Genomic DNA, 24,915 nt, shown 5'->3' with positions numbered 1-24,915 from the left:
TCGAATGGCTGCGTGAGGATGTTGCTGGCGAGCCGGACGGCGTAAAGCATGAGTCTGGCCTCCTCGGGACTGATGTGATGAAGGTGGAGCTGATGAAGTATCTGGGTGGCCGCAATCTTGATTTCACGCTCACTGTTCAGGAGCGGGAAGATGCGGCAAGTATGATCCGCGCCAATTGCTTCGCCTTTATGGACGCGCTCGTGGTAGTAGCAGTAATGTTTGCCGCGCAGCGCGGGTGAGCCGCACCGGTTGTTGTCAGTTTGCCTAATATGTTCACAAGTTCGGAATTTTGCCATTTAAATACCTACCCCTCCCCCTGATCTATTTTCGAGTCAATAGAATCAGGAACTTGCATGTGGACTTCTAGTCCGACCAAAGATTTCAAACGGTTTAGAGTCAAAGTATTGCTGCTGAACCGGTTAGCGGAAATGGTGTTTACCTTCTGATTAACATTGCCGCCTTCCATTTCGAGCGCAAAAACAAAAAGCTGGCGCTAACGGAGATGCCGTCAGGACCAGCTACTGTTTAGAGAATAGCAATTTCGGCGGGGGTAACATGCCAACTTTTCCAGAAATATATTTGGCGTGTTCTGAATAGTTTAGGCCAGATTTGTGACGGCGGTGGTACTTGACATGTGACAAGGGCTTGAAAGACACGGGCTGCAGGTCTTCGATTTGCAGGGCGAGATTTCTACACAGTGAATCTTCACGAGCAGTTCGGGAATCTGAGTACAGTCCCTCTATGAAGACTGTGAAGGAGAACTGAGATGTCAGATAAAAAGACTATTGCTGTAACCGGCGCCACGGGTGCGCAGGGTGGCGGATTGGTGCGGGCCATCCTGAAGGACAAGAATGGCGAATTTGCGGTGCGAGCGATAACAAGAAATCCGGGGTCGGATAAAGCCAAGGAACTGGCAAAACTGGGCGCCGAGATAGTCAGCGCCGATCTGGATAACGTAGACAGCCTGACCAGAGCATTCAGCGGCGCTCATGGCGTGTTCTGCCTGACGAATTACTGGGAGCATTTCTCTCCGGAGAAGGAGATTTCGCAGGTCGAGAACCTGGCGAAGGCGGCGAAAGCGGCGGGAGTGAAGCACGCGATTTGGTCCACGCTGGAGGACACGCGAAAGCTGGTGCCGCTCTCGGACAACCGGATGCCCACGCTCATGGGCAATTACAAAGTGCCGCATTTCGATTCGAAAGGCGGGTCCGATCATTTCTTTACTGATGCCGGAGTGCCGACGACCTTCCTGCTGACTTCGTTTTACTGGGACAACTTCATTTACTTTGGACTAGGTCCGAAGCCGGGCCCGGATGGCAAACAGGCGATTACGCTGCCGATGGGTTCCACGCCGCTGCCAGGCATCGCGGCGGAAGATATCGGCAAGTGCGCATATGGGATATTCAAACGCGGCCAGGAGTTTGTGGGTAAAACGGTGGGCATTGCCGGGGAGCATCTCACGGGCGAGCAGATGGCGGCTGGCTTGAGCAAGGCACTCGGAGTGCCGGTACGCTACAACGCTGTATCGCCGGATGTATACCGGAGCTTCGGGTTTCCGGGGGCGGACGACCTGGGGAACATGTTCCAATACAAGCACGATTTCAACGAGGAGTTCAGCAGGCCGCGCAGCGTGGAGTTCTCGCGCAGGCTGAATCCGGAGCTGCTTTCCTTTGAGCAGTGGTTGGCAAAACACAAACAGCAGATTCCGCTGGAACTGAAGCAGACCGAAGCGACAGCATAATTTCACAGCGTCAGGCGAGGCCGCCGGTGGATTGCCGGCGGCCTTTTTCTTTTGTTCCGAATTGGGAAAGCGAAAAATGAGATTCTACGAATTGCGGCTACCGTCGTCGTAAAAGAGCGCAAGATGGGAGCAGATTACGAGGGCCGGATCCCGGCCTGGCATGCTCACGGTGACAGACCGTTATCCGGTGTGACCGCAAACAAGACTTTTGCTTCTGCAAGGGAAGCGAGGTGCCTATGCCAGGCTTGCATATTCTTTGCGTATACAACGACAAGGCCTTCGGCGCGAAAAGTATCCCGAAGCTTTCTGACGCTGGTTACCAGATTACGGAAGCAGACTGCGCGCTGGAAGCTGAACGAGACTTTACAAAGGAGAACTACCAGGCGGTGGTGATCGGTCCGGGACTGGTGCGATTCGCCAAGGAAGAGCTCGCAATCAAAGCGTGGGAGTCAGGATGTGCCGTGGTGGTGGTGTGTTCTGACAAGAGCGATTACACCATCCAGGCGGACTCGCATCTTGCGCTGGAGAAAGCGGAAGACAAACTTGCTCCTGAGGTTCTGAAGGTACTCACGGCGAAGTTGTGCGCAGTGGCTGGGTGAGACTACGGCGAGCGAGTGATGTGATCCAGGCAAGAAAAAGCCCCGCACGAAGCGGGGCCGGCGGCTTAGTAGAAAACTATTGAACGATCTTGTTGTCGCGAAGGAACGCGCGGATGGCAGTCATGGTCTTGCGCATCTCGTCGAGAGAAAAGCCGCCGTGTCCGCCATTGGGAATGGTGATCAGTTGATTGCGTACTCCGGCACGGGTGAGCGCTTCATGCAACTTCTGGGCGTGAGCGTAGGGGACGAGCGTGTCCTTGTCGCCATGAATCGTGAGCACCGGCGGTGAAGTTTTGCTGACGATGTATGCAGGCGAGAGGCGGCGAGCGAGTTGGTCGCGATTATCGATGCTCCCAAACCATTCGATGGCGTAACCCTTCGCGTTGGGTCCGGAGAAGAGATCGGCGACATCGGTGATGCCAAACCAGTTGATGATGGCGGCGACCCTGGGTTGAGTAGTGGGGGCTTTGTCCCAGCGCATGTCGTCAGGCGGAGTGCAACCGCGGTCGAAGCCGGCTTCGGCGTTGAGAAGGCCGGTGGTGAGGGCAAGGTGTCCGCCGGCAGAACCGCCTGTTGTAACGATACGGTTTACGTCGAAGTTGTAACGAGCTGCGTTGTGGAAGAGCCAACTCAGGGCGCAACGGCAATCCTCTACCGCGGCTGGCGCCGGCGTGTTCGAGGCAAGTCGATACTGGACGTTAGCTACCGCGAAACCCATCTGGAGGTATGGCAGGGTCTGAAGAACGATGCTTTCCCTGTTTCCGGCAACCCAGCCTCCACCGTGAATGAGAATCAGGAGTGGAACGGGCTGAGTGCGCTCATGAGGCAGATAGAGATCGAGTTTGAGGTCCGTGTTATTAGCGCGACGATAGGTGATGTTCGGGATGGTTTCGAAGGAGCTATAGGCGAGATCGGTCCATTCGGAGACAGAGGTCGGCTGCTGAGTTGGGGCGGAAACTTGAGCCCAGGCGGATGAGATCAAGAGGGCGCATAGAAACACGAGGACTGCATTACGGAATTTAAGCATGATGAGAACCTCGTTCTAACTTGCGCAGGAAATAGTAACAAAGCTGATGGTCATGAGATGTATGAGGCGTTCTGCTAATCTCTTATAAAGACCTATGAAGATTGGTGTTCTAGCACTGCAGGGAGATTTCGACGCGCATCGGCGCAGGCTCGAGGAGCTTGGGGCCGAGGTGGTATTGGTGCGCAAGGCCGAGCAACTGGATGAAGTTGAGGGATTGGTGATTCCGGGCGGTGAGTCTACGACGTTTCTGAAATTGTTAGGCGAAGAGTTTCTGCGGAAGTTAAAAGAGTTCGTTACATCGAAGCCGACGTTTGGTACGTGCGCCGGGTGCATCATGCTGGCTAAAGAAGTTGAGAACCCGAAGCAGGAAGGCCTGGGGGCTATGGACATCACGGTGCGGCGGAATGCCTACGGGCGGCAGATCGATAGCTTCATCGAGCCCGCGCCGGCGGCGCCTGAACTGGAGCAGGGGAAGGGACCGCTAGAAATGGTCTTTATCCGAGCTCCCAAAATCGAACGATACGGAGCAGGTGTGGAAGTCCTCGCTCGACACGGCGAAGATGCCGTACTCGTTCGACAGGGCCGGACGATGGCAGCCACCTTTCATCCCGAACTCTCCGAAGATAGCCGGGTTCATGCTTATTTCCTTGGGCTCGTGAGGAACGGGCAGTAACAGTCTCCGCATGGCAGGAGTATGGGCCTGAAGCAGGGCGAGGGAAAGTAACGAGAGTCATCAAAGATGACAAAGAAAAAGGCCATCCGGGTGGATGGCCTTCTTGTTTAGTGGAACTAGACGGGCACTGCTTCCAGGATGCTGACCATGGACGGAATTGGGATGATGCGGTTCAGCTTGAATCCGGCTCCTTCGAGCAGCGAGCGGAATTCGTTCTCGGTGCGCTCGCGTCCGCCGGGCATGAGCATCATTTCGAGATCCATCCACTTGGAGAAATCGGAACCGTTGCCGTCGCTGATCAAAGCGTCGAAGATGAGAAGCTTTCCGTTCTTGCGTCCTTCGAGCGCTTTGCGGATGTTTTTCAGGATCGTATGAGCCTTTGCATCGTCCCAGTCGTGGATGATGTGCTGCATCATGTAAGCGTCGCCGCCGACGGGAATCGATTGGAAGAAGTCGCCGGTGGCAGTCTGCAGGCGTGATTCGAGTCCGAGACGCGCTATGCGCGACTTCGCGCCTTCGATGACATGAGGGACGTCGAAGAGAATGCCCTTCATGTCGGGATTGTGTTTCAGGATCTGGCTGATGAGCAGGCCGTGTCCACCGGCGATATCGACCAGAGTGCCAATGCCTGAAAAGTCGTAACCCTCAAGGATGGCGGGGATCGTCATCGCACTGATGTTGGTCATGGCGTTGTTGAACTCGACGTCGACTTCAGGAAAGTCACGGAAGATATCAAAGCAGTGCTTTCCGTAAAGCTTTTCGACGGCGGGTTGACCGGTGAGCACGGAGTGCATCATTCCGCCCCAGGAGTTGAGGTGGAAGTGATTCGTCATCCAGAGGATGAGGTCACGCATGTTGCCGGCGACGTCCGCGCGCAAGAGGCTGGCGGCAGGAGTAAGGCCGAAGGTACGCGGCGAGATCTCGGCAAAAACTCCGATGCTGGAAAGTGCCCGCATGACGCGGTAGAGACCGTCTTCATTGGCGCCGGTGTCCTGGGCGATCTTGCTGATGGGCTTGGGCCCTTCGGCGAGCAGTTCGGCGACGCCAAGCTTGGTTACAGGATAGAGTGCGGCAGCAGCCATGAATCCGCTGCCGAGTTGCATAAGTAGCTGTGATGGATCGGGCGGTTGAGAAGGAAGCGGTTGCTCGGACAATTGGTCCGCGCGTGCAGTTGCCATGTAAACCCCACAATGTGAGTTCAGGGCGGTGCGACACGAGTGCTGGAGGATTCTCGAGTGCTTGAGAGCGCATGGTTCTAATATCGATCCGGTGCCCCACAACACCTGGATCGGACCATTGCGTGGCCCTGATGCGGGTTCAGTTTAGCCGAGGTGGAGGGTCTTGGGTAGCGGGAATGGCTGTGAATACTGGGTTATACTGAGGTCAGTTCTGTATGCCGGATAGCTCCAACAAAACGTTCTACTTAGAGACCTTCGGGTGCCAGATGAACGTCCACGACTCGGAGAAAGTGGTCGGGACGCTGCTCGCGCAGGGATACCAGCAGGTAAACACCGTGGAAGAGGCCGGGCTCGTCCTCTACAACACCTGCTCGATCCGCGATAAGGCGGAGCAGAAAGTTTTTCATCGGCTGAATGATTTCAAGAAGTTGCAGGCACAGGGAAAGAAGTTCGGTGTGCTCGGGTGTGTCGCCCAGCAAGAGGGGGAGAAGATCTTCGACCGCGCGCCGCATGTCTCGCTGGTGTGTGGGTCGGCTTCGTACCGGAACCTGGGTTCGATGCTGGTGCAACTTGAGACGGACGGCGGAAGAGTGACCGGTTTGGACGACCGGAATACTACCGAGACGTTCGACACCGAACTGACGGCCCGGTCGGACGAGCATCGCGGGTACATCACCATCATCGAGGGCTGCGACAAGTTCTGCGCGTATTGCGTGGTGCCCTTCACCCGAGGGAAAGAGCGGAGCCGCACTTCGCATTCGGTGGTGGAAGAGGCGAAGCGGATGGCGGAGATGGGGTATACGTCCATCCAACTGCTCGGGCAGAACGTGAACTCTTATCGCGATCCTGTTGGAAAGAAAAGCTTTGCAGAGCTACTGGTTGCGGTTTCGGAAGTGCCCGGAATTCAGAGGGTGTGGTTCACGACTTCGCATCCGAGGGATTTCACAAAGGACATCGTAGAGGCCATCGAGGCGTACTCGGGGTTGTGTAACCACGTGCACTTGCCGGTGCAGAGCGGGTCGACGAGAGTTTTGGACGCGATGCAGCGTTTGTATACCCGGGAGCAGTATCTGGAGCGGATTGGCTGGATGAAGGCCTCAAAGAGGGACATTTCGATCACGACGGACATCATTGTCGGCTTCCCGGGAGAGACTCGACAGGATTTCGAGGAGACAATTTCGCTGGTGCACGAGGTCCGGTACGACGGGGCGTTTACGTTTAAGTACTCGCCGCGTCCGAATACGGCAGCGCTGGGCCTGCCGGACGTGATCGCGGAAGAAGAAAAGTCTCTGCGGCTTTCGATTTTGATGGACCGTATTCGCGAGATCCAGATCGAAAACCAGAAGAGGCATATCGGCCAAACCCTTGAGGCGATGATTGAGGGACGGAACGAACAAAGAAAGCAATGGATTGGGCGCACATCGCAAAATAAAGTGCTAAACTTCACAGCGCCTCCCCATATTTCGCTCGAGCCCGGAATGTATGCCAGCGTCAGAGTTACTCAATCTCACCCCAACAGTCTGGTCGGAGAATACTCCGCCACCACCTACGTACCGGAAGCTCGAAAAGTGGTTGAAGCGCCGGTTGCGTCAGGCTTGGTCCAAATTGCGGGGCCTATGGCCTCGGAAGCGAGTTCTGGCGTCTAACCATCAGGAGAACCCCATGGAAGTCGAAATGAAGATTCGCGGGCTGATGATGGATCCGGTGACAAACATGCCCGTGGTGATTCTGAAGGGAGTGGAGGCGGATTCAGTATTGCCGATCTGGGTTGGGATCTACGAAGCAAATGCGATCGCACTGGAGATGGAAAAGGTTTCAACGCCTCGGCCGATGACGCACGATCTGCTGAAAAACCTGCTGATTGGTTTGGACGCGCAGGTGCAAAAGGTGGTCGTGAACGATCTGAGGGACGATACGTTCTTTGCGGTGATCTGGCTGGAAAAAGAAGGCCAGAATATTTCGATCGACTCGCGGCCGTCGGATGCGCTGGCACTGGCGTTGAGGGCGGATTGCCCGATCTTCGTTGAAGAAGAGGTGCTGAAGACGTCGAAGCTGTCGAGCGCGATCTCAGACAAGGTATCGAGCGAAGAACTTCGGAAATGGCTGGAGAACCTGGGCGAAGAGGATTTGGGCCGGTACAAGATGTAATTGGCTTTCAGTCATCGGTATTTAGTCTTGGCGATTGGTGCGAACAACAACTGCTAACAATCCTTATGGATCCTGCTGAGCAACTGCAACGGCTTTACCTCGCCGGATTTGAGTTCCAGACATTCGAGAGATTTCCGAACTCCGTGGGAGTGATCCGCGGCGAATGCATTGCCTTGATGCTGCCCACGCCGCAGGGCCTGCAAATGATCGGTACGCCGGGTTGGCGGGTGGGGGAAGTGATCGGCGTGCTCGTCGAAAAGGACGGGCGCAAGGTGTTCCAGAACAAAGACCAGATCGTGGAGGCCACTCCAGAACGACTGGGCCAACTGGAACAGTTCCGGAGTGACCTGAAGGAACTCCTCACGCCGACAGCTTAGCGTTTGTCTTTTATATCCACGAAGGCGCGAGTCTGGCCGATGTCGAGGCGCAAGGTGCAGGTGGAAGGCCCCAGGCGTCCCATATATGCACGAAACTCATCGCTGTCTGACATAAGGTGGCCTGTCTCGATGGGAACTCTACCCAGATCTTTGCTCTTGTCGTAGGACTCGGGTTGCTCGACATTGCGGCTGACCACGAGACTCCAGGTTTCCTTCTTCTTCTCCACATCCTTCACCGTATAGAGACTGAATGCGCCGGCGGGAACATTCAAGTCACCGATTGTGAGCGGGGCCTGAGTGAAGAGGAAAAGGGGTTTGTCGCCGGGCGTCCACGGTTCGCCTTCGGGAATGTTCTGCTTCTTGGGGATGGGAGTACTTACATAGCGTACGCTGACCTGATCGCCAGATCCGAAAGTGCAGGCGGTGGTGGAAGAATCTTCGGCGGCGCCGCGGGAAGGGAATACAAGACAGAACGACACCGTAATTGCGAGGAGCGAAAGCGTGCAATTGCGATACATGGCATGCCTCCTTGGAGGGTTAAGGCAAACCAAGTATATCGTAATACGATATTTGTTTGAAAGTTACTTTTGCTTAAACTCCGCCCAAACGCCGGTGTCGCCGTACACAATTTGAAGGCTGCAAACCTTGGGAGCGATATGGCCAAGGCTGACGACGTACGGTTTATTGGCGGAAGGCAGTTTGCCGGTCTCCATGGTGACGCGAGCCACATCCTGTTTTTCGTCGTAGGGCGTACCCTGGGTGACATTCCGGCTGATGATCAGAGTCCAACTCGCTTTGTTCTTAATGGTGTAGAGGCTATATGCTCCGGTGGGAATGGTGCTGTTGCCGACCATCAATTCGGTGGGAGTGAAAAGGAAAACGGGCACTCCTTCGGGAGTCCACGGCTTGCCGATGGGCGGTTCGTTCTTCTTGTTGTACTCGACGGAGTGGAAGCGAACACTGATTTCCTTATCGTCGGGGTAAGTGCAAATGACGGTCGTGGATTGCGGTTCAGGTTCCGTCTTCTGTTGTTCCTGGGCCACAAGCGAAAATGCAGATATTAGGACGAACGAAACAACTACCAGTACGATTCGCGTTTTCACAATCCCTCCACTATCAGTTCGCAACACTCTGGACAGACACACGCATTGTATTCATCCCGATGCCCGAAGTCAGTAACTTCCGGGTTGCGCTGTAAACGTATCGCCAGATTACAGAGAAGTAAAGCGATTCCGGAGGATGGGAGGTTCGAAATCCCAGAACGGAAAGGCGATCTATGGATGCTCTGTTCCCGCGGTATCTCGTTTTTCTAGATGCTGCAGTTCAGAACTCTGATCATGATCGGGTCCAGCAGCGCAACCGCTCCTTCTGTGCTCCGCAGATAACCGCGTTTGATGTTCCAAATAAAAACTTTCGATTTCCGTAGATTGGGAGCAGCAGGTAAAGATGAACCATCGAGAGGCAAGTCCGCACGGATCGACCGTGACACTAAGTTTGGCGGAGCGTGATGAAGAAAGCCGGAGTTGTGTTTCTGATGGTTGCATTTTTGTTCCTATGCGTGGCGCCGTTATGTGCGCAGGCCGGAGACGCGACGAAGATCGCGGAACTGGAGAAGCAGATTGGGGACGCACGTAGCGCGGCGGACAACGCATGGATCCTCGTGTGCTCCGCATTGGTGCTACTGATGACCGGTCCGGGGCTGGCGCTGTTCTATGGCGGCCTGGTGCGGAAGAAGAACGTACTCGCCACGATGATGCAAAGCTTCGCGATGATGGCGATTGTGACGGTGCTGTGGGCAGTGATCGGCTACAGCCTGTGCTTCGGAGGAGGAAGTAGCTTCATCGGCGGATTTGAGCACGTCTTCCTGCGCGGCGTTGGTGTTGAGCCGAACACGGACTATTCGACCACCCTGCCGCAGCAGACTTTCATGGTGTACCAGTTGATGTTTGCGATCATCACTCCCGCATTGATCACGGGGGCATTCGCCGAGCGAATGAAGTTCAGCGCCATGGCGCTGTTCATGATCCTGTGGTCGATCTTCGTTTATGCCCCGATGGCGCACATGGTCTGGGGGAAGGGTGGGTTGCTGAATGCGGCGCTGGGGGGACGGTTCCCGACGTTGGATTTTGCCGGCGGAACTGTGGTGCACATCACGTCGGGCGTGTCGGCGCTGGTATGTGCGTGGTACCTGGGGAAGCGAATTGGGTATCCGCATGAGCCAATGCCCCCGCACAGCGTTGTGCTGAGCTTTATTGGCGCGTGCCTGCTGTGGGTGGGTTGGTTTGGATTCAATGCGGGTTCGGCCCTCGGTTCGGGCGGCCTGGCTACGAGTGCATTCGTGGCAACGCATTTCGCAGCGGCTTCTGCGGCGATTGGATGGGGCGCTGCGGAATGGATTCGAAATGGCAAACCCAGCGCCCTCGGCGGGATTTCCGGAGCGGTGGCTGGCTTGGTGGCGATTACGCCTGCGGCAGGTTTCGTGAAGCCGATGCCGGCATTGCTGATCGGATTGATCGCCGGGGTGTTCTGCTATTACATGGTGGCAAAAGTGAAGGCGAAACTGGCGTATGACGATTCGCTGGATGCCTTTGGTGTACACGGTGCGGGCGGCACCATTGGCGCTCTGCTGACGGGCGTCTTCGCAGTCAGCAGCATCAATCCGCTGTTGCATGATGCGCAGGGGAACTCGATTGCGCTGGGATTGCTGGAAGGAAATCCGCGACAACTGCTGAACCAACTCATCGGGGTGGTTATCGCATGGGTGCTGGCGATCGTGGGGACGCTCATCATCCTGAAGATCGTGGACATGGTGATCGGTCTTCGCGTGACGGCCGAGCACGAGGTTCAGGGCCTGGACCTGACACAGCACGGCGAAGAAGGCTATTCGTGGGATGCTTCGGCTGTTTAGAACTGATAAGGGATATCTGATGACGAAATTAGAAGCAGTGATTCAGCCATCGAAACTGGAAGCAGTAAAAGACGCACTGATCGAAATCGGCGTAGACGGCATGACGGTGCTGGAGGTCCGCGGTCACGGACGCCAGAAGGGACATACGGAGTTCTACCGCGGGCACGAGTACACGGTGGACCTTCTGCCGAAGATCAAACTGGAGATCGTGATGCCGGATGAACTGGTCGACAAGGCGGTGCAGGCGATCGTGGTGACTGCGCGATCGGGAAAGATTGGCGACGGAAAGATCTTCCTGACGAAGATCGACCAGGCCATTCGAATTCGCAACGACGAACGGGGCGCAGCAGCGCTCTGATTATGGCTGCCGCGGGTTCCTTGGGCTCACTCCGTGAGCAATACCTTGCGGAGATGGCACAAATCCGTTCGGAGTTCGACAAGAACGGAGATGGCATAGCCGCTGCCCACGGCCGCAGTGAATTGGTGGATCGAAACGTAATTGCCTGCGGCGAACCAGTGTCATCGGGAAAGGATCCGGTGGCACTGGTTGCGCTCGGCGGTTACGGACGACAAATGTTGTTTCCTCACTCCGATGTTGACCTGATGTTCCTCTGTCAATCGGAAGCGGCAAAACAAGCTCATCGTGACGGAATTCGGACCGCCTCCCAGGGCTTGTGGGACCTGCGATTGAAGTTGAGTCCGACGACGAGAACCATCTCCGAGTGCGACAGGATCGATCCGGAGAATGTCGAGTTCACCATTGCGCTGATGGACGCTCGATTCATCTCGGGTAATGAGGAGCTTTTTCTCAGGCTGAAGCGGCAGTTGATTCCGGCGTTGTTGAAACGCGAGATGCAGACGCTGGTGCGGCTACTGGTGGAGCGAACGCGGATACGTCATGAGAAGTATGGGCGAACCATCTTCCATCTGGAACCGAACCTGAAGGAGGTGCCGGGAGGGATTCGTGACTATAACGTTGCGTGCTGGCTCAGACAATTGGCGGAGGTGGGCGCGGGTTCGGAGGATTTGGGGGAGGCGATCCGGTTTCTTAGTGCGGCGAGAACATTTCTTCACTACTGCGCAGGCCGCGATGACAACACCCTGAGTTGGGAGGCGCAGGACAAAGCCGCGGCTAAAGGCATTGGAATGCCATCGCAAGAAACGACGTCGGCAACGTCGTGGATGCGTGTGTACTTTCGAAATGCCAGAGCGATTGAGCGCGTAACGCTGAATCTGCTACACGATGTTCCAACACAAAAATCGACGATTTACCGTCAGTTTCAGCGCTGGCGTTCGCGGGTGTCGAACGCGGATTTTTCAGTCGTTGATGGGCGTGTCTATTTCCAGAATCCTTCTTCCGCAGGCGACGCCGCGATGGTGTTGCGAGCGTTTGAATTTGTGGCGCAGCACGGGTTCCAGTTGAGCAGCGACGCAGAAGCACGGATCGCGCGAGTGATGCCGAATCTGGTCGCTGGACTGCCGTGGCGGGAGCAGGTCGGAAGCTCACTGGTGTCGATTTTAAAGTCCCCTTACGCCGCTCATAGTCTGCGCTCCATGCACGCGCTGGGATTGCTTGGACAGATCATTCCTGAATTCCAGTTGGTGGACGCGCTTGTGGTGCGCGATTTCTATCACCGGTACACGGTGGATGAGCACACGTTCACTGCGATCGACAATCTGCATCGCTTGCCGCAGCGCGAGAACGAGTGGGAGAAGCGCTTCCTGGAGCTGCTGAATCAATTGGAGCGGCCCGAGGTGTTGTACCTTGCGATGCTGCTTCATGACCTCGGGAAGGGGATGGCGACGCCGAATCACATGTCGGCAAGCGTTGAGCTCGCGCGTCCGGCGATGGGGAGGCTTGGTATTGCCGAGGAGATACAGGAAGAGGTTCTGTACCTGATCGGGGCCCATCTGGAAATGTCGGCGGCGATGAGACGGGATATTTTCGATCCGGAGAACGTGCGCGCTTTTGTGGGAAAGGTGGGCACGGCAGAACGGTTGCGGCAGTTGTGCCTGCTGACGTACGCGGATATCAGGGCAGTGAATCCGGATGCTCTGACGCCATGGAAGGCCGAGAACTTGTGGCGGTTGTATGTTGCGGCGAGCAATCAACTCAACCGCGGGGTGGATGACGATCTGTTTCATGCCGAGGCGGGAAACGAACAACTGCGGAGGCTGGAGAAGCTGATTCCGAACCGGACGCGGCAGTTGCAGGGGTTCCTGGAAGGGCTGCCGCGGCGATACCTGCTTTCGCATACGACCGATCAAATCGCAGTTCACTTCAACTTGTCGTTGGGGATGGTGAGAGAGCCCATTGCTGTTGCGCTGAAGATGTCGCCAGACCTGTATGAGTTGAGTGTCGTTTCAAGTGACAGACCATTCCTATTCGCGCGGATAGCCGGAGCGCTTGCAGCGTGGGGAATGAACATTGTTAAAGCGAACGCGTTCTCGAATGCCGCGGGTGTGGCGGTGGATTCGTTCTACTTCAAAGACCGCTTTCGAACGCTTGAGCTCAACCCCACTGAGCGGGAACGGTTCAAGCGAAGCGTGACCGATGTGGTGTCGGGAAAATCAGAGTTGCAGCAACTTCTGGATCGCCGCAGCAGCGATGCGACCGCACAAACCAAGGTATTGGTGCAACCGAAGGTCATGCTCGACAACGAAGCGTCGTCCCACAGCTCCGTGCTTGAGGTGAATGCGCAAGACAAACCGGGTTTGCTGTACCGGATTGCATCGTCGATTTCGGAAGAAGGATGCAACATCGAGCTGGCGCTGATCGATACGGAAGGCCAGGCGGCAATCGACGTGTTCTACATCACGCGAAATCACAAGAAGCTGTCTGTTCTCACCTCGAAATCACTGAAGAAATCACTCCTTGCCGAGCTTTCCTGAAGTCGGCGAATTGATGCCGCGCTTTGTGGTGAGGTAAACAGCGAAGCTTCCGAGCCAGTGTCCGCCTTCATAATGCGTGCCGGTGACGGCTTCCAGCCCCTTGTCGCGATGCGCAGCCGCAGTGGCACGAAGCGACTTCTGGCGTGGATCTTGAGGAGGTAGTCCGGAGGCGATTCCTTCCAGCATCCACGCACGGCTGAGGTTCAGTCCGTCGAGGTGAGCGAGTTTGGGATCGCTCGGATCCGTGACGATGGCGGGCTTCATGAACACGGTTTCGGTTTGCGGTATTTGCGGTAGAAATCTGGTGAGCCATTTCTGGTATTGCTGAGGAGGCAGGACGCGGCGAACGACATCGGCTTCGCCCAGGCAAGGCGAGAGGAAGTCTTCGCCGGAAGGTTCGTAGGCGAGCGGGCAGTTGCGATCCTGGAGGTAAAAGTCCCGGATCTTCTTCGTGAGGAGAGCTTCGAACTCCTTATCGCCGGCACCGCGTGCGGCGTCGAGCATCAAGCCGAGCGAGAAAGCAGACTGGTTGTGTTCGCCGATGCGAATGGGGTGCGTGAGCTTCGGTAGATATTCGGTGAGACGGATGCGAGCGGCATCTTCCAGAGGCTTGAGGTTGGCGGAGAGAACACGGGCGATGGGATCATCCCAGTCACGAAGTTCTTGTGCCAGTTGCATGAGCCAGGCAAGTCCGTACGGTCGTTCGAAACTGGAGCGACCCTGCCCATTCAGGTAAGCGACCTCGGCCTTGATGCGTTCGGGAGTGAGGCTCTGCTGGAGAGCGTCGCGGGCTGGAGCGGCGAACGGAGCATCTGGAAAGAACCTCGCTAAGCGCGCGAGCAGCCAGTGGCCATGAACCGACGAGTGCCAGTCGTAACACCCGTAGAACGCAGGCGTGAGTTTGCGCGGGGGTGCGACATCGTCGTCGTCGCTCATTACGTGCGCGATTTTGTTGGGATATTCCTGATGGGCACAGGTGAGCGCCAGCTTCGCGAAGCGATCGGCAGCTTTCGCGTCAAAGGATTGCGCGACTCCCGGTAGAGCGATCAAGAGGAAAAGCACTATGCGATGCATCGCGCAAAGGGTAGCAAAGGAGGCAGAGGATTTCATCCGGTGAGTGACTTCGAGGGGGATTGCGATCGGGCGGCTGCCGGCTGGTCTCGGCTTGGTTCTTTGCGACAGGCGTGAAATGCGGAAACGCCGTACACTATCGGGAAGCTTCGGTGTGGGCGTATGTCCAGAATCATCATCTACGCAATCCCCGGATTCCTGCTTCTCCTGATACTGGAGGCAATCGCGGCGGCGATTCTGCGTCGCGATCTCTACGCGATAAAAGACACGGCTGCGAGCCTGACGATGGGCATCGGTAATGTGATCGTGGGTCTTTTCTCGAAGGCAATGGTTTTCGGGCTGTTCACCTTCCTGCACAAGTTCGCCATCTTCGAAATCGGATATGCGTGGTGGGCGTGGGTGCTGGCCTTCTTTGCCGACGAAATCAGCTACTACGTCTTCCACAGAACCAGCCACGAATGCCGGTTGTGGTGGGCGTCCCACGTAGTGCATCACTCGTCGCAGCGGTACAACCTGGGTACGGCGCTCAGGCAGACGTGGACGGGCTCCCTGTATTCCTTCGTCTTCTGGATGTGGATGCCGATCGTGGGATTCCCGCCGATGATGATCCTGACCATGCAGGCCTGTAGCTTGCTGTACCAGTTCTGGATCCATACCGAACTGGTGAACCGCATGGGGCCGCTGGAATGGGTGTTGAACACGCCATCGCATCATCGAGTGCATCACGGGTCGAATCAGGCGTACCTCGATAAGAACCACGGTGGGACACTGATCGTTTGGGATCGTCTTTTTGGAACCTTCGCGCGAGAAGAGGAAGCCGTCGTGTACGGCCTGACGACCAATATCCGGACCTACAACCCCATCCGGATCGCGTTCCACGAGTGGGTAGATATCGTCCGAGACCTTAGGCTGGCGTCGTCCTGGCCGGAACGGTGGCATCTGGTTTTCGGCCGTCCCGGCTGGAAATACGAGCGGGCGGCTGCCGCCGCGGTCCCAAAGTAGAGACTTCGGGTATTCCCCTTGCCCAAAATTGGCCTCCGCCGTGATACAAAAGTCAGCATGCAATCATCTGCGGATTCCAAAACCATTGTCGCGCAGGCACCCTGCCGGGCCGACTTGGCCGGAGGAACGCTCGATCTCTGGCCGCTATATCTGTTTCATCCCGGTGCTGTGACGGTAAATTTCGCTCTAAACATCATGACCACCTGCCGGATCACTCCCCGTTCCGGTTCGGGCATTACACTTCGTTCACTCGACACGAAGAAGGAAGAGCACTATGCCTCGCTCGAAGAATTGAACCGGGCGAAGCAACCGAAACATTGCCTGGGAGTGCAACTGGTGAAGTACTTCGCGCCGGAGGGTGGTTTCCTGCTGGAGACCGATTCCGAATCACCAGCGGGCGCTGGAATTTCCGGCAGTTCGGCGCTGATGATTGCCGCCACGGCAGCGCTGGCGCGATTCACCGGACGCAAGTTGAGTCTGGAAGAAATGCGTACGATCGCGCAAAACGTGGAAGCACAATTGATCCAGGTTCCGACCGGGTGCCAGGACTACTATCCGGCGCTGTACGGCGGAGCCAACTCGATTCATCTGGATCCATCGGGCATTCGGCGTGAAAAGATCGCTGTTTCAGAGGAAGAGATCGACTCCCGTTTCATCGTCGTGTACACGGGCGCCCCACGTCAGTCGGGGATCAACAATTGGGAAGTTTTTAAATCGCACATCAACGGCGATAAAAAGGTCGTAAAGAACTTCGAGAACATCTCGTCGATTGCCCAGGGAATGCACCGGGCGCTGGGGAAGTCCGACTGGGACGAAGTTGCGCACCTGTTACGCGAAGAGTGGAAACTACGGCGCAGTAATTACGATGGCATTTCGACTCCGCTGATCGATCGACTGGTGGCCGTGGCCTCGAAGTCGGGCGGACGCGCGGCGAAGGTCTGCGGAGCGGGTGGTGGCGGCTGCGTTCTGTTCATGGTGAAAGACGGCGCCAAGGACCGCGTGATCGAAGCGTTACGCATCAACGGCGGAGAAGTGCTGCCCTGTAAGATGTCTCCCGAAGGCTTGGTCGTAAAGACCCAGGCCGCTTCCAAAGCCGCAAGAGCATGAATGACGAAAGCCATCCCCTGACGAAGCTGATTTACAGAGACGACGGCCGTCTTCGCAGCGGATGGCGATTCGCTATTTCCGTAGTACTGGTGATTGCGTGTAATTTCCTCGCCGGCACCATCGCGTTGGGGATTGTGGGCGGCGAGCGAAGCCGCCTATTGGAAGCCATTTTTCGGCCTATCTTGATGGTCCTGGAGCTGGCTGGTTTCTTCTTTCTCACTTCAACTTTCGACCGCCCGCAGACCTCCGTTTGGCGTTACAACGGACTGCAACGCGAACGCTGGTTGCGTGACACTGCGATCGGGGCGCTTCTAGGCTTCGTTATGGTGGGGCTGGGCGTCGCGTTCATTGCCTCGTTTTTTAAGGTGTCCATAGTCAGCCTTCGCGTGAACTCTCACACGTTTTTTGTGAGTTGCGTCGTCCTGGTGGTGATTCTTTGCGCGGCCATGGTGGAAGAACTCGCGTTCCGCGGTTACCCATTCCAGCGACTGGTTGAGGGCATGGGGCCAGTGGGCGCCATCCTGGTCTTGTCGGCATTGTTCGGAGCTGTGCATCTGCAAAACCCTCACATTGCCGACAGTCGCGCTGTCCAGTTCTTCGCCTTCTCAAACACGCTTTATGTCGGAGTGGTGCTGGCCATCTCTTACCTGCGCACGCGGGCCCTGTGGTTTCCGTTCGGGCTCCATTTTGGATGGAACGCGAGTCTTGGCCTGTTCTTTGGCCTTCCGGTCAGCGGCATGAGCGATTTTTCCGTGATGGTCCGCAGCCGTGCTTACGGGCCACAATGGCTGGTAGGAGGGAATTATGGGCTGGAAGGCGGTTTCTTAGGGACAGTCATCATTACGCTCGGCCTGGTTTATGTGTTGAAGTACGTTCATGCTCCCGCGACTGAGGTGGTCAAGCCAGAAACATCTGTGGCCGAGATTCCGCCCGGAAGCATCCAACCAAGCAGCGGCACTGCTGCGGATTTATAATCAGTCCAGGCAGCCGGATATACCCATGAACAGGCAGCGCACCATCTCCTTCGCCATTGCGCTCGCGTTTTCCACTCTCCCTTTGTTTAGCCAGGCGCCGGTCTCCTCGCAAAAGCCGGTGGGTCAGATGGAAGTGAAGACCGAGAAGAAGAAAGCTCCCCTCGTTATACCCGACAAGAAGATCACGGACGAAGGCAAGATGGAGTTGATCCGCGGGTTGAATGCGGAACTTGGATATGCCCGCAAGCCCTTTCCTTTTGGAAAGAAGGGAATCAAGCTGGACGCCAAGACCGGCGAGACAACACCGACCGAGCAGGAAGTCATGACGATGATCGGCGGTTTCGGTCCGAATATTCGCGTCGGTGATCGCACGCGAATCACCGAGGTGAAATTCAAGGGCAAGAGCATCCTCCTCGACTTGAACGGTGGCGCCGAGAAAAAGAAGAAGTGGTTCGAACACATCCAGGTCGGCGGCGCAGGCGGCGTTTACCAACCCGGGCAGCCTACCGACGACACCAACCTGCGCGGGTCAACCGTTGAAATTGTCTTCGACAAATTCATTCCTGCCGTAACGCCGGAGCAGGTGAAACAGATTCTCGATCCACTGCTGAACTTCAGTGCGAAGTCAGCGACAGAAGCCTACCTCGACACCATTCCTCCGATCGCCAAGGAAGCAATTCGCGATCACAAGGTCCTCGTCGGGATGAATCGCGAAATGGTGGTGTACGCCAAGGGTAGGCCGCCGCAAAAGACCCGCGAGCGCGATGGCGAGACCGAGTATGAAGAGTGGATTTACGGCACTCCTCCGCAGGACGTGGAGTTCGTTCGCTTTGTCGGTGACGAAGTTACCCAGGTGAAGCTGATGAAGGTGGATGGTACGAAAGTCGTCCGTACCGACCGCGAGGTGAACCTGGAGACGGACAAGCCCGAAGTGGCGTCCGGCCAGACTCCGGGGGCAGCCACCCCACCGGCTCAAACGGCTTCAAATCCGGCCGATCAGGGACCCCAAGGGAAACCTTCGTTGAAGCGTCCGGGAGAAGACGTGAATCAACCCACGCCGGCGATACCTCCGCCTCCCGGTTCGCGCGGCCCAGTCGGTGGTCCCGACCCCAACCCCAACCCTAACGACGCGCCGAAATAGAAGGTTTGCGGTTGAGGTGCATCCTTCTCGAACGCAACGGCGAATCTATCCCTGCTTGATACACTAGCCCTGTGAAGATCGCGCTAGGACAGATCAACACCACCATTGGGGATTTTTCTGGCAATACAGCCAAGATTATCGACTACTCGCGGCGTGCTCAGGCGGCGGGTGCGGAAGTTATCCTGTTTCCCGAACTCGCAATTTGCGGATATCCGCCACGCGATCTGGTGGAGAAACCATCGTTCGTAGCGAAGAACACGGAAGCCCTGGAGCATATTAAGAGTGCGGGACTGGGCATCACAGTTATTTGCGGCTTGGTGACGAAGGCGCAAGCGGCAACAGGGAAGTCGGTAATGAACTCCGCCGCGGTGGTCGAAGGCGGTGAGTTGAAGATGCTCCAGTCGAAGATGCTCCTGCCTACCTATGACGTCTTCGACGAGTTACGGAATTTTGCTCCCGCCGAATCTCAGAAACTACTACCGCTCAATAGCCGCAGCGCTGCGCTGACTATCTGCGAAGATGCTTGGAATGACAAGCATTTCTGGAACCGCAGGCTCTACCAGTTTGATCCCGTAGAAGCACTTTTAAAAGATGGTGGCGACATCGTCTTGAATATTTCGGCGTCGCCATTCTTTGTCGGCAAGACTGAACTGCGATGCAATATGCTTGCCGCCATTGCGAAGAGTGACAACGTGCCGGTCGCGATGGTGAACCTGGTAGGCGGAAACGACAGCATTATCTTCGATGGATCGAGCGTCGTGATTGCACCCGACGGACGCGTGATTGCGCAAGGGAAGTCGTTCGAGGAAGATTTGATCTACTTCGATACGGAATCACTTAGCGGCGATGTGCACGAACAGCTAAGCGGCGATGAGGCTACCGCCTTTGCGGCGCTCGCGTTGGGCACACGCGACTATGTGCGCAAGTGCGGCTTTCAGCGAGTGATCGTGGGTCTGAGTGGCGGCATCGATTCGGCGCTCACTGCTGCCATCGCTGCCGAGGCGCTGGGAGCGGAGAACGTCATAGGCGTGGGCATGCCGGGACCGTATTCATCGCGAGGCAGCATTGATGACGCGCGTGCGCTGGCGGCGAATCTGGGAATCCGCTTTGAGCTGATCCGAATCAGCGATGTCTTCGACGCTTATCGAAATACTCTGAAGCCGGTTTTCGGCAATATGCCAGAGGACGTAACGGAAGAGAATATTCAATCGCGAATTCGTGGCGCGATCCTGATGGCGCTGTCGAATAAGTTTTCGGCCCTGGTGCTGAGTACCGGCAACAAGTCGGAACTCGGCGTGGGATACTGCACCCTTTACGGCGACATGGTTGGCGGCTTGGCGGTTATTTCGGATGTGCCGAAGACGATGGTCTATCGCATCTCCGAATACGTGAACCGGAAGGGTGAGATCATCCCGCGCTCCACGATGGAGAAAGCTCCGTCGGCGGAACTGCGTCCGAACCAGACGGATCAGGACACGTTGCCGCCTTACGACGTTCTCGACGCGATTCTGGAAGACTACGTGGAATGCTACAAGGCTGCCGAGGAGATCGCTGCGACCCACGGTTTCGACATTGAACTGGTCAAGCGTGTAATCCGCATGGTGGATCGTGCGGAGTACAAACGGCAGCAGGCGGCCGTAGGACTGAAAATTTCCGAGAAGGCTTTCGGTGTGGGACGGCGTATGCCGATCGCGGCGAAAAGCATTGATTAGAGGAGAACCGATGCGGGTATTCTTCGCGGCATTATTGATGGTATCGATGAGCCTGTTCGCTGTAGGCCAGCAGCCCGGCGCAAAAAAGAACGCAACAGCCACAAAGAAGCCGGCACAGAGCACCGCTGCTCCGAAGAGTCAGGCGGCAACGAGCCCGTCCTCTACAGCGTCCGCTCAACCGGCCTCGGGCGTCACGGAACAGGTGGTGAACGAGTTCATGCGGCACTCGTTCGGACACGATCCAAACCTGAAGTGGCGCGTCGCCGAAATCAAACCCGCGGACGATCCCTCATTGACGGAAGTCACGGTGGTTGTGAACACTCCGGAAGGGCAGCAAGGTCTCAAACTGATGGTGACCCCGAATCACAAGTTCGCCGCCATGGGCGACCTGATCCCGTTCGGTGCGGATCCGTTTGCGGAAGCACGAAATACCCTCCAGCAGAAGATGAATGGCCCTTCGCGCGGGCCGGCCAATGCTCCGCTGACGATCGTGGAGTTCGGTGACCTTCAATGCCCGGCGTGCAAGCGCGCGCAGCCGGTTGTCGAACAACTACTCAAAGAGGTGCCCAATGCCCGTTTTGTGTTTCAGCAATTTCCGCTGACGCAGATCCATCCCTGGGCGATGACTGCCGCGAAATACGCGCTCTGCGTCGCGAAGCAGAACAACGATGCGCACTGGAAGTTCGTGGACAGCGTGTACCAGCATCAGGACGAGATGCAGCAGATGACTGAACCGCAAGCCGCGGCTCGCCTTAAGCAATATGCAGGCGAAGCGGGCGTCAATGCCGATCAGGCGGAACAGTGCACGAAGGATCCGGCAATCGCGGCGCAGATCGAAGCATCATCGGCCCTGGCGCGTGAGTTGGAAGTTACGGGCACCCCGACGCTCTTTGTGGGCGGGCGGAAGATCGGCAACGTAAGTGGAATTCCGCCGGCGACACTGAAGGCGATCGCGGAGTTCCAGGCCCAGAACAAGTAGAGTTTCAGTGAACTAAATGCCGGGCAACCAGACTTCGGGAGAGGACTCGATCGATCGCAGCGGACTTGTAATGTAAGGCGTCACCACGACGAGAAGCTGATCGTCCTCATTCTGGTTCGAGCGAACGCTGGTGAGGTCCCGCAAGCCGGGGATGTAACCAATGCCTGGCAATCCTGTCAGGCTTTTCTGCTCCGACTGGCTGATCATGCCAACAACAGCCGCGGGTTCGGCGTTTTTCACGGACATCGTTGCCGTGTATTCGCGGTTCGAGATGACCGGGACGCCGTTGAAGCTTTGCCCGGTCAGCGATTTGATCTGCAATTCCAGCTTGAGACTTACCGACTGGTCTCCCAATACCTGCGGCGTGGCCTTCATCGTGATACCGAGGTCCTCGTATGTGAAGGACGGGAAGGGCGCCATATACGATCCGTTCTGGATGGCTTGAGCAATTGCCGGCGTGTTGAAAACGGGTGAGAAGCTGACATTCATGATCGGATAGCGTTCACCGATCTTCATCGTCGCCGGGTTGTTGTGCGATGTCCGCAGCACCATCCGGGAAAGCGAGCGCACGTCGGAATCGTTTAGTTGGAACGACGCGGTTGCCGGCGGGATCGTCACTGCAAACATGGTTTTCCCGCCGCCGAATGTCGCAAATGGAGTCTTCAGCAGTTGAGCAATGGTCGAGGTCTGCTGGCTCTGCAGTTGCGCCAGAAGTGCCTGAATAGCCTCGCTATTCGCCTGGTTGATTCCGCCGGACGCAATCAGTTGGTTGATCAAGTCCTGGATGTTGGTCTGTCCCAGGAGCGATAACGACGAACCGATGTTGATGGCCTGGAATGTGGATGGGATGGAGACGCCCATCTGCTGTGTCATCCGGCGGCTGATCTGAAATACCTGTACATCGAGGTTGATCTGGGGACGTCTGGAGAGAAACGTCTCGACGACTTTCGCTGCGGCATCGAGCGTGGCGGCCGGTGCGCGAACCACGAGGCTGTTGTTCGAGGGCTGAGCGACCACGAAGCGGATATCGAAGATCGTCCGCATCAGGTTGACGACATCGTTCAACTCCTGCGGCGATGTGGCATCACTTACGTAGAACGTGCGCGTCACCATGTGTTCGAGTTGACGCCGCAATGCCTGCGTGTCGTTGACGAAAATCACCTGCTTCGGGCTGATCGGTATCCAAAACACCTTGGAGAGCGTCGAGGCCTCGCGCAGTGCTTCAAAGAAGTCGACGGCCTCGATGTCGAACCGAACCGGTCGGCTGGTGACGGATTCGTCAAAGATGGCCTTCATTCCATACGTGCTGGCGATCTGTTCCAGAAGATTCCGGCTGAATCCTTTGAAGTGGAAATCATGCTTGCCAGCAGCTGGGGACAACACAATCGGCTGCGACTGAGAGACGATTTCTAATGCCGGTGACAAGGCGGGAGCGGCGATGTTGTTCGGTGCTGGGATACTGTCATTCAGTCGCTGCCGGGCAAACTCGTTCTCAGGGTCCAGTGCCACGGCACGCCGGAATTCCGCTGTGGCTTCCACCTGCTTGCCCGCACTCATCAGGGCATTGCCGCTCGCGAGATACCTGCTGACCAGCGCCTGCCGCGTAAGCTCCCGCTGAGTAGCGTACTCGGGGACGGTGGGCGCCAGGGAAACGGCCTGGTCCAGTTTCTGGAGCGCTTGATCGAGCTTCTGCTCACGCTGAAGCTTCTGGGCTTCTTCGAATAGCTTTTTAGCCTTCCCGAGATCCTTTTTGCTGGGAGTTTTTGCGGCGCAGGTGGACGGATTCGCCCGGCAATCCGTCTGGGCAGGCGCGGGTGCGCACAATATCAGTGATGCTGCCAGGCATAGGACGATCCGCATCGCCACTATTGTGCTGAATTGCAGGCCAGATTGTCTATTGCGCCGGTTGCAGGCCCAGAAGGTCGGTACAGCACGAGACGCTGACGTCGGGGCCGAGCGCTTCAAGCTGAGCCTTTGGGAAAATTCCGGTGGAAACCGAAATAATGGGAACTCCCACTTCCTTCGCGGCGTGGATATCCGACGGGGTGTCTCCGACGATGAATACCTTTGCGCCCGGTCCGAGCCTTCTGTGGACCTCGGCCAGTCCATTTCTGAAGATGTCGGCCCGGCGCTCAGCATGATTACTGAACGCTCCGAAGTCGAAGAACTTGCGCAATCCTCCGGCAGAAAGTTTTGCCCAGCCGATGGCCTCAAAGTTTCCCGTCACTACTCCGATCAGCTTGCCTTCATCTTTGAGCCGAGTCAGCAATTCCAGGATGGAGGGGCACAGGTCGGCCGTCATTTCGCCGATCCGGCGGTGCACTTCGTCGGACATCATGGAAACGATTTTCGGCAGTTCCCGGTCGAAATCGGCGTCCGAAATGCCCTGTAAGCGGCATACCGCCCTGAGAATCCCGATATCGGTATTTCCGTGAACTGGGACGCCGTCGATGGTTGCGTCAAAGCGGAACACCTCGCGCAACGCATTGCGAAAGGCGTAATAGTGGATCGCATCGCGGGTATTCAGCAGCGTGCCGTCGATATCGAAGAGGTAAGCGTCAGCCGCAAAGAAATCGAAAGCCATTCTCACTACTCGTCGTTCAATAGAAGTCGGCGAATCGACGACGCCTTCCCGGTGGTTTCGTCGCACTCGATCACGACCGCCGCAAGCCGGGTGTCGCCCGTAGCGGGTTCCCATCGGGCCGGCAGGTTGGTGAGGAACCGCTGAATCACCAGTTCCTTCTGCACGCCAATGATGCTGTCGTACGGGCCAGTCATTCCGACGTCAGTCTGGTAGGCAGTGCCGCCGGGGAGGACCCGTTCGTCGGCGGTCGGGATGTGGGTATGCGTGCCAAGCACGGCGGTGACGCGGCCGTCGAGATACCAGCCAAGCGCCATCTTTTCGGATGTGGCCTCGGCGTGAACATCGACCAGGATGACTTTGGCGGTTACTTTCTTCAGGATGTCGTCCGCGATCCGGAAGGGATCGTCATTGCTGGCCATGAAGACGCGGCCTTGCAGGTTGATGACGGCGTATTTCACACCCGTGCGCGTCTGGCCTTCGTACCAGCCGTGACCCGGGGTGCCGGAGGGATAGTTTGCAGGACGAAGCAGCCGGCGGGACTGGTGCCCGTCGGTGTTATTCATGTACTCGATAATCTCGCGCTTGTCCCAGATGTGGTTACCGGTCGTCAGCACGCTGATCCCGAGTTCAAACAGCTCTTCGGCGATCTGCGGCGTCACACCGAAGCCGGCAGCCGAGTTCTCGGCATTGGCGATGACCAGGTCAACGCCGTTCTGCGCCACGATCTCCGTCAGCCGGTGCTTGACGATGGTGCGGCCGGGACGCCCGAAAATGTCACCTATAAAGAGTATCTTCATGAGCA

Annotated in this window: 24 protein-coding genes; 16 read left to right on the top strand and 8 right to left on the bottom strand. The window is 56.8% G+C overall.

The window, feature by feature from the left end; genetic code table 11:
• Positions 1 to 74: 74 nt before the first annotated feature.
• From VN577_03295 to VN577_03285, 3 genes are all read left to right on the top strand, one after another.
• Entirely contained in the window at positions 75 to 239 is a 165-nt protein-coding gene (locus VN577_03295) for a hypothetical protein (GenBank protein HWR13825.1), read from the top strand.
• 527 nt (positions 240 to 766) lie between these two features.
• Positions 767 to 1,741: an NmrA/HSCARG family protein gene (locus tag VN577_03290; protein HWR13824.1), complete on the top strand. Its 975-nt coding sequence runs from the start codon at positions 767 to 769 to the stop codon at positions 1,739 to 1,741.
• A 236-nt stretch (positions 1,742 to 1,977) separates the two neighbouring features.
• Positions 1,978 to 2,340, top strand: coding sequence for a hypothetical protein (locus VN577_03285; GenBank protein HWR13823.1), 363 nt, complete (start codon positions 1,978 to 1,980; stop codon positions 2,338 to 2,340).
• Between the two features lie 76 nt (positions 2,341 to 2,416).
• On the opposite strand, the gene VN577_03280 is transcribed toward VN577_03285, so the two are convergent.
• Positions 2,417 to 3,367 carry an alpha/beta hydrolase gene (locus VN577_03280; protein HWR13822.1) on the bottom strand — a complete coding sequence of 317 codons (951 nt, stop codon included), beginning with the start codon at positions 3,365 to 3,367 and terminating at the stop codon, positions 2,417 to 2,419.
• Positions 3,368 to 3,461: 94 nt separating this feature from the next.
• Between VN577_03280 and pdxT the strand changes: the two genes are divergently transcribed.
• Positions 3,462 to 4,040: a pyridoxal 5'-phosphate synthase glutaminase subunit PdxT gene (gene pdxT / locus VN577_03275; protein ID HWR13821.1), complete on the top strand. Its 579-nt coding sequence runs from the start codon at positions 3,462 to 3,464 to the stop codon at positions 4,038 to 4,040.
• 116 nt (positions 4,041 to 4,156) lie between these two features.
• Here pdxT and VN577_03270 read toward each other — a convergent pair whose 3' ends face one another.
• A complete protein-coding gene (locus VN577_03270) occupies positions 4,157 to 5,218 on the bottom strand; it encodes a methyltransferase (protein ID HWR13820.1) in 1,062 nt (353 codons plus the stop codon).
• 215 nt (positions 5,219 to 5,433) lie between these two features.
• On the opposite strand from VN577_03270, the gene miaB reads away from it, so the two are divergent.
• The 3 genes from miaB (at position 5,434) to VN577_03255 (ending at position 7,743) form a co-directional block, all read left to right on the top strand.
• Complete coding sequence (miaB, locus tag VN577_03265; GenBank protein HWR13819.1) at positions 5,434 to 6,864, top strand: tRNA (N6-isopentenyl adenosine(37)-C2)-methylthiotransferase MiaB; 1,431 nt, start codon at positions 5,434 to 5,436, stop codon at positions 6,862 to 6,864.
• A 16-nt stretch (positions 6,865 to 6,880) separates the two neighbouring features.
• Positions 6,881 to 7,366, top strand: coding sequence for a bifunctional nuclease family protein (locus VN577_03260; GenBank protein ID HWR13818.1), 486 nt, complete (start codon positions 6,881 to 6,883; stop codon positions 7,364 to 7,366).
• A gap of 65 nt (positions 7,367 to 7,431) precedes the next feature.
• Positions 7,432 to 7,743: a hypothetical protein gene (locus VN577_03255; protein ID HWR13817.1), complete on the top strand. Its 312-nt coding sequence runs from the start codon at positions 7,432 to 7,434 to the stop codon at positions 7,741 to 7,743.
• On the opposite strand, the gene VN577_03250 is transcribed toward VN577_03255, so the two are convergent.
• Both VN577_03250 and VN577_03245 read right to left on the bottom strand, forming a co-directional pair.
• The gene (locus tag VN577_03250; GenBank protein HWR13816.1) at positions 7,740 to 8,261 is read right to left on the bottom strand and encodes a DUF2911 domain-containing protein; all 522 of its coding nucleotides are present in this window, start codon (positions 8,259 to 8,261) and stop codon (positions 7,740 to 7,742) included. The genes VN577_03255 and VN577_03250 overlap by 4 nt on opposite strands.
• 63 nt (positions 8,262 to 8,324) lie before the next feature.
• The gene (locus VN577_03245; GenBank protein HWR13815.1) at positions 8,325 to 8,846 is read right to left on the bottom strand and encodes a DUF2911 domain-containing protein; all 522 of its coding nucleotides are present in this window, start codon (positions 8,844 to 8,846) and stop codon (positions 8,325 to 8,327) included.
• Positions 8,847 to 9,250: 404 nt separating this feature from the next.
• Between VN577_03245 and VN577_03240 the strand changes: the two genes are divergently transcribed.
• From VN577_03240 to glnD, 3 genes are read left to right on the top strand one after another with little or no spacing between them, the layout of a single operon-like run.
• Positions 9,251 to 10,651, top strand: coding sequence for an ammonium transporter (locus VN577_03240; GenBank protein HWR13814.1), 1,401 nt, complete (start codon positions 9,251 to 9,253; stop codon positions 10,649 to 10,651).
• 19 nt (positions 10,652 to 10,670) lie between these two features.
• Entirely contained in the window at positions 10,671 to 11,009 is a 339-nt protein-coding gene (locus VN577_03235) for a P-II family nitrogen regulator (GenBank protein ID HWR13813.1), read from the top strand.
• Positions 11,010 to 11,011: 2 nt separating this feature from the next.
• Positions 11,012 to 13,543 (top strand): [protein-PII] uridylyltransferase, encoded by a 2,532-nt coding sequence (gene glnD, locus VN577_03230; GenBank protein HWR13812.1) that lies wholly within the window; start codon positions 11,012 to 11,014, stop codon positions 13,541 to 13,543.
• On the opposite strand, the gene VN577_03225 is transcribed toward glnD, so the two are convergent.
• Positions 13,520 to 14,653, bottom strand: a complete 1,134-nt coding sequence (locus VN577_03225; GenBank protein HWR13811.1) for a DUF2891 domain-containing protein — start codon at positions 14,651 to 14,653, stop codon at positions 13,520 to 13,522. The two genes, glnD and VN577_03225, sit on opposite strands and share 24 nt — an antisense overlap.
• 123 nt (positions 14,654 to 14,776) lie before the next feature.
• Between VN577_03225 and VN577_03220 the strand changes: the two genes are divergently transcribed.
• The 6 genes from VN577_03220 (at position 14,777) to VN577_03195 (ending at position 21,529) form a co-directional block, all read left to right on the top strand.
• Positions 14,777 to 15,616: a sterol desaturase family protein gene (locus VN577_03220; protein HWR13810.1), complete on the top strand. Its 840-nt coding sequence runs from the start codon at positions 14,777 to 14,779 to the stop codon at positions 15,614 to 15,616.
• A gap of 57 nt (positions 15,617 to 15,673) precedes the next feature.
• Positions 15,674 to 16,723 (top strand): hypothetical protein, encoded by a 1,050-nt coding sequence (locus tag VN577_03215; protein HWR13809.1) that lies wholly within the window; start codon positions 15,674 to 15,676, stop codon positions 16,721 to 16,723.
• Complete coding sequence (locus tag VN577_03210; GenBank protein HWR13808.1) at positions 16,720 to 17,697, top strand: type II CAAX endopeptidase family protein; 978 nt, start codon at positions 16,720 to 16,722, stop codon at positions 17,695 to 17,697. The genes VN577_03215 and VN577_03210 overlap by 4 nt, the downstream gene beginning before the upstream one ends.
• 25 nt (positions 17,698 to 17,722) lie before the next feature.
• Positions 17,723 to 18,838 carry a hypothetical protein gene (locus tag VN577_03205; GenBank protein ID HWR13807.1) on the top strand — a complete coding sequence of 372 codons (1,116 nt, stop codon included), beginning with the start codon at positions 17,723 to 17,725 and terminating at the stop codon, positions 18,836 to 18,838.
• 71 nt (positions 18,839 to 18,909) lie between these two features.
• Positions 18,910 to 20,550 carry an NAD+ synthase gene (locus tag VN577_03200; protein ID HWR13806.1) on the top strand — a complete coding sequence of 547 codons (1,641 nt, stop codon included), beginning with the start codon at positions 18,910 to 18,912 and terminating at the stop codon, positions 20,548 to 20,550.
• Between the two features lie 10 nt (positions 20,551 to 20,560).
• Complete coding sequence (locus tag VN577_03195) at positions 20,561 to 21,529, top strand: thioredoxin domain-containing protein (protein ID HWR13805.1); 969 nt, start codon at positions 20,561 to 20,563, stop codon at positions 21,527 to 21,529.
• A gap of 12 nt (positions 21,530 to 21,541) precedes the next feature.
• Here VN577_03195 and VN577_03190 read toward each other — a convergent pair whose 3' ends face one another.
• Genes VN577_03190 through VN577_03180 form a run of 3 tightly spaced genes read right to left on the bottom strand, consistent with a single transcriptional unit; the run spans position 21,542 to position 24,910 of the window.
• Positions 21,542 to 23,389, bottom strand: a complete 1,848-nt coding sequence (locus VN577_03190) for a type II and III secretion system protein (GenBank protein HWR13804.1) — start codon at positions 23,387 to 23,389, stop codon at positions 21,542 to 21,544.
• Positions 23,390 to 23,423: 34 nt separating this feature from the next.
• Complete coding sequence (locus VN577_03185; GenBank protein HWR13803.1) at positions 23,424 to 24,113, bottom strand: HAD hydrolase-like protein; 690 nt, start codon at positions 24,111 to 24,113, stop codon at positions 23,424 to 23,426.
• Positions 24,114 to 24,118: 5 nt separating this feature from the next.
• Complete coding sequence (locus tag VN577_03180; protein HWR13802.1) at positions 24,119 to 24,910, bottom strand: TIGR00282 family metallophosphoesterase; 792 nt, start codon at positions 24,908 to 24,910, stop codon at positions 24,119 to 24,121.
• Between the last annotated feature and the right edge of the window lie 5 nt (positions 24,911 to 24,915).

It is taken from the genome of Terriglobales bacterium (assembly GCA_035561515.1).
Lineage (GTDB): Bacteria > Acidobacteriota > Terriglobia > Terriglobales > Acidobacteriaceae > DATMXP01.
The sequence above is the reverse complement of the archived record's forward strand: the minus strand, read 5'-3'. Positions and strand labels throughout refer to the sequence as shown.

Bases quoted from the DNA above. Each gene is read 5' to 3' on its own strand.
- pdxT (HWR13821.1), top strand. From the start codon at position 3,462: ATGAAGATTGGTGTTCTAGCACTGCAGGGAGATTTCGACGCGCATCGG.
- VN577_03205 (HWR13807.1), top strand. From the start codon at position 17,723: ATGAACAGGCAGCGCACCATCTCCTTCGCCATTGCGCTCGCGTTTTCC.
- VN577_03240 (HWR13814.1), top strand. From the start codon at position 9,251: ATGAAGAAAGCCGGAGTTGTGTTTCTGATGGTTGCATTTTTGTTCCTA.
- VN577_03285 (HWR13823.1), top strand. From the start codon at position 1,978: ATGCCAGGCTTGCATATTCTTTGCGTATACAACGACAAGGCCTTCGGC.
- VN577_03185 (HWR13803.1), bottom strand. From the start codon at position 24,113: ATGGCTTTCGATTTCTTTGCGGCTGACGCTTACCTCTTCGATATCGAC.
- glnD (HWR13812.1), top strand. From the start codon at position 11,012: ATGGCTGCCGCGGGTTCCTTGGGCTCACTCCGTGAGCAATACCTTGCG.
- VN577_03255 (HWR13817.1), top strand. From the start codon at position 7,432: ATGGATCCTGCTGAGCAACTGCAACGGCTTTACCTCGCCGGATTTGAG.
- VN577_03270 (HWR13820.1), bottom strand. From the start codon at position 5,218: ATGGCAACTGCACGCGCGGACCAATTGTCCGAGCAACCGCTTCCTTCT.
- VN577_03290 (HWR13824.1), top strand. From the start codon at position 767: ATGTCAGATAAAAAGACTATTGCTGTAACCGGCGCCACGGGTGCGCAG.
- VN577_03210 (HWR13808.1), top strand. From the start codon at position 16,720: ATGAATGACGAAAGCCATCCCCTGACGAAGCTGATTTACAGAGACGAC.
- VN577_03220 (HWR13810.1), top strand. From the start codon at position 14,777: ATGTCCAGAATCATCATCTACGCAATCCCCGGATTCCTGCTTCTCCTG.
- VN577_03235 (HWR13813.1), top strand. From the start codon at position 10,671: ATGACGAAATTAGAAGCAGTGATTCAGCCATCGAAACTGGAAGCAGTA.
- VN577_03225 (HWR13811.1), bottom strand. From the start codon at position 14,653: ATGAAATCCTCTGCCTCCTTTGCTACCCTTTGCGCGATGCATCGCATA.
- VN577_03215 (HWR13809.1), top strand. From the start codon at position 15,674: ATGCAATCATCTGCGGATTCCAAAACCATTGTCGCGCAGGCACCCTGC.
- VN577_03260 (HWR13818.1), top strand. From the start codon at position 6,881: ATGGAAGTCGAAATGAAGATTCGCGGGCTGATGATGGATCCGGTGACA.
- VN577_03190 (HWR13804.1), bottom strand. From the start codon at position 23,389: ATGCGGATCGTCCTATGCCTGGCAGCATCACTGATATTGTGCGCACCC.
- VN577_03250 (HWR13816.1), bottom strand. From the start codon at position 8,261: ATGTATCGCAATTGCACGCTTTCGCTCCTCGCAATTACGGTGTCGTTC.
- VN577_03180 (HWR13802.1), bottom strand. From the start codon at position 24,910: ATGAAGATACTCTTTATAGGTGACATTTTCGGGCGTCCCGGCCGCACC.
- VN577_03280 (HWR13822.1), bottom strand. From the start codon at position 3,367: ATGCTTAAATTCCGTAATGCAGTCCTCGTGTTTCTATGCGCCCTCTTG.
- miaB (HWR13819.1), top strand. From the start codon at position 5,434: ATGCCGGATAGCTCCAACAAAACGTTCTACTTAGAGACCTTCGGGTGC.
- VN577_03195 (HWR13805.1), top strand. From the start codon at position 20,561: ATGCGGGTATTCTTCGCGGCATTATTGATGGTATCGATGAGCCTGTTC.